The following is a 2,670-nucleotide window of genomic DNA, read 5'->3' as shown; positions in this document are numbered from 1 at the left end:
GATCTCGGCAACCGAGCGCTGCAGCTCGTCGGGACGGTCGGCCAGGTGCGCGGCCACCACCTGCCAGGCCCGCGGACCACGACCGGTGCGCACCCGCCGGGCCAGGCCGGTGCGGCGGGCCAGCTGCACGAAGAAGGTGGCGCTGTCGCCGTCCATGTGCGATGCGACGGTGCCGAGGGTCAGCACCGCGTCCTGCACCAGCGCCGCCGGGGCCCACGCACGATCCTGGCGCTGGCCCGCCGCCAGTTCCAGGGCGTCCAGCATGGTGCGGACGCCGGCCTCCGGCGTGGCCCACTGCTGCACCCAGCAACGGCCCCCGTCGCCCACCTGCAGGCGCGACGGGTCGGCCGCCAGCTCCTGCCACAGCCGCGCCAGCGCCTCGGCGTCGTCGGGGGCGGTGACGTCACCGGCACCGGACTCCTCGACGATCCGGGCCGCCTCGCCCGTCACGCTCGCCGAGACGTGACGGCCGCTGGCCAGCGCCTCGTAGAGCTTGGAGGGCACCGTCAGCTCCATGCCATTCCAGCCGCGCAGCATCACCAGCACCGAATCGGCCCACGCATAGTGCTCGGCCACGACGGCGCCGGGCACCCGCTCGACGAAGTCGACCGGAGCCCCCAAACGCTCGGCCAGGTGGCGCAGTGGCACCTCGTGCACGCCGCTTCCCACCAGCCGCAGCCGCACCGAAACCCCTGCCCGGTGGGCGATCGCGGCGGCCCGCACGGCCGTCGCCAGCTTCTGGGCCCGACCGAAACTGCCCAGGTAGAGCACGTGCAGCTCCCCGTCCGGCTCCCGCGCCGGGGCGGGGTGCGCCGGACGCAGGGCCACATTGCGCGCCAGCAGCACCGGGCCGAAACCGGCGGCCTCCAGCTCCTCACGCAGCGAGTCGCTGGTCACCACCACCGCCCGGGCACGGCGTTCCAGGTGCCACATCAGGCGTGCCAGCGGCACGGCCACGGCGGCGGTGCTGCCCGGGGCGGGCGGGCGGCTGGTGGTGCCGTCGTCATTCCAACTGGCCATCTCATCCAGCAGGTGCGGCCAGGCGTCACGCAGCTCCAGCAGCAGGGGAGCCCGTCGCAGGTGCGAGACCGCCCAGCCCAGCGGCAGCGTCGACAGCGCAGGAACCGTGGCCAGCACCACATCGGGCCGGGGGGTGCGCAGCGCCAGCAGCAGCGACTGCGCCAAGGCCAACGCCTCATTGGTGATACGTCGCCGCAACCCCAGGCCCGGCACCAGGGCGCGCACCTCGTGCACCTCCAGGCGGGGGTCGTCGACGGTCAGCCGCGGCTGGTTGCGCCACATCGGCACCACCACGTCGAGCTCGTGGCCTGCCTCGCGCAGGGCCCGGCCCATCCACTCCCAGCGGTCGGCGTGGACCCCCGGCTGCGGCGGGAAGTGCTGTGTGAGCAACAGGATGCGAATCTCGACTCCTCGGAAAGAACATGACGAGCGTGCGACCCCGAAGAAAGATCTTTCCTGAGCACTGGCTGGAAAGCAGAAGGCCTCTCGCGTCGGTCCCCCCGAACCTATGCAAGCGATGATAGCGTCACCGACGCCCCCACATCGCTCTCATCCCCCGGAGAAAAACTCGTGGACTCGACCATCGCCGTCATCGGCCTCGGTTACATCGGACTACCCACCGCAGCCGTCCTGGCCCGCGCCGGACTCGACGTCATCGGCGTCGACGTCAGCGACCGCCACGTCGACGCCGTCAACCGCGGCGAACTGCCCTTCGTCGAGGAAGGCCTGGGCGAGGTCGTCGCCGAGGTGGTGAAGGCCGGCAAGCTCACCGCCACCAAGCAGACCCCCAAGGCCGACGTCTACATCATCGCCGTGCCCACCCCCTTCGCCGAGGGCCACAAGGGCGACCTCAGCTACATCGACGCCGCCACGACGGCCATGGCTCCGCAGATGGAGGGCGACGAGCTGGTCATCCTCGAGTCCACCTCGCCCCCCGGCACCACCGAGCACGTCCGCGAGGTGCTGCTCGCCGCGCGCCCCGAACTCACCGGCGTCCAGTTCGCCCACTGCCCCGAGCGCGTGCTGCCCGGCCGCATCATGGTGGAGATGGTCACCAATGACCGCATCGTCGGCGGGCTCACCCCCGAGGCGGCCCAGCGAGCCTGCGACCTCTATGCCACCTTCTGCGAGGGCACGCTGCACCAGACCGACGCCATGACCGCCGAGATGGCCAAGCTCACCGAGAACGCCTTCCGCGACGTCAACATCGCCTTCGCCAACGAGCTCAGCCTGATCAGCGACCGCCTCGGGATCGACGTGTGGGAACTGATCGAGCTGGCCAACAAGCACCCGCGCGTCAACATCCTGCAGCCCGGGCCCGGCGTCGGCGGCCACTGCATCGCCGTCGACCCCTGGTTCATCGTCTCCAGCACGCCCGAGGAGGCCCAGCTCATCCGCACCGCCCGCGAGGTCAACGACGCCAAGCCCGAATGGGTCGTCGGCCAGGTGCGCCAGGCCGTCGAGCAGCTCGTCGCCGGCGGCACCCAGCAGCCGACCGTCGCCTGCCTCGGCCTGGCCTTCAAGGCCGACATCGACGACCTGCGCGAGTCGCCGTCGGTGGGCATCGTGCAGACCCTGGCGCGCGAGCTCGACCAGGCCACCGTCCTGGCCGTCGAGCCGAATGTGGACGAGCTGCCCAAGAACCTGGCC

2 protein-coding genes are annotated in these 2,670 nt (G+C 71.6%); one reads left to right on the top strand and one right to left on the bottom strand.

Annotated features, from left to right (window positions below; translation table 11 throughout):
• The coding region (locus ACHFFZ_RS15930) for a glycosyltransferase family 4 protein (RefSeq protein WP_394277585.1) at positions 1 to 1,410 on the bottom strand (1,410 nt) is incomplete at its 3' end.
• Positions 1,411 to 1,590: 180 nt separating this feature from the next.
• Between ACHFFZ_RS15930 and wecC the strand changes: the two genes are divergently transcribed.
• Positions 1,591 to 2,670 (top strand): UDP-N-acetyl-D-mannosamine dehydrogenase (wecC, locus tag ACHFFZ_RS15925; RefSeq protein WP_394277584.1); only part of this gene is annotated, 1,080 nt, incomplete at its 3' end.

Source organism: Luteococcus sp. (assembly GCF_043424415.1).
In the GTDB taxonomy this organism is placed as follows: Bacteria; Actinomycetota; Actinomycetes; order Propionibacteriales; family Propionibacteriaceae; genus Luteococcus.
Note: the sequence above shows the minus strand (reverse complement) of the source record. Positions and strands in the feature narration are given on the sequence as shown.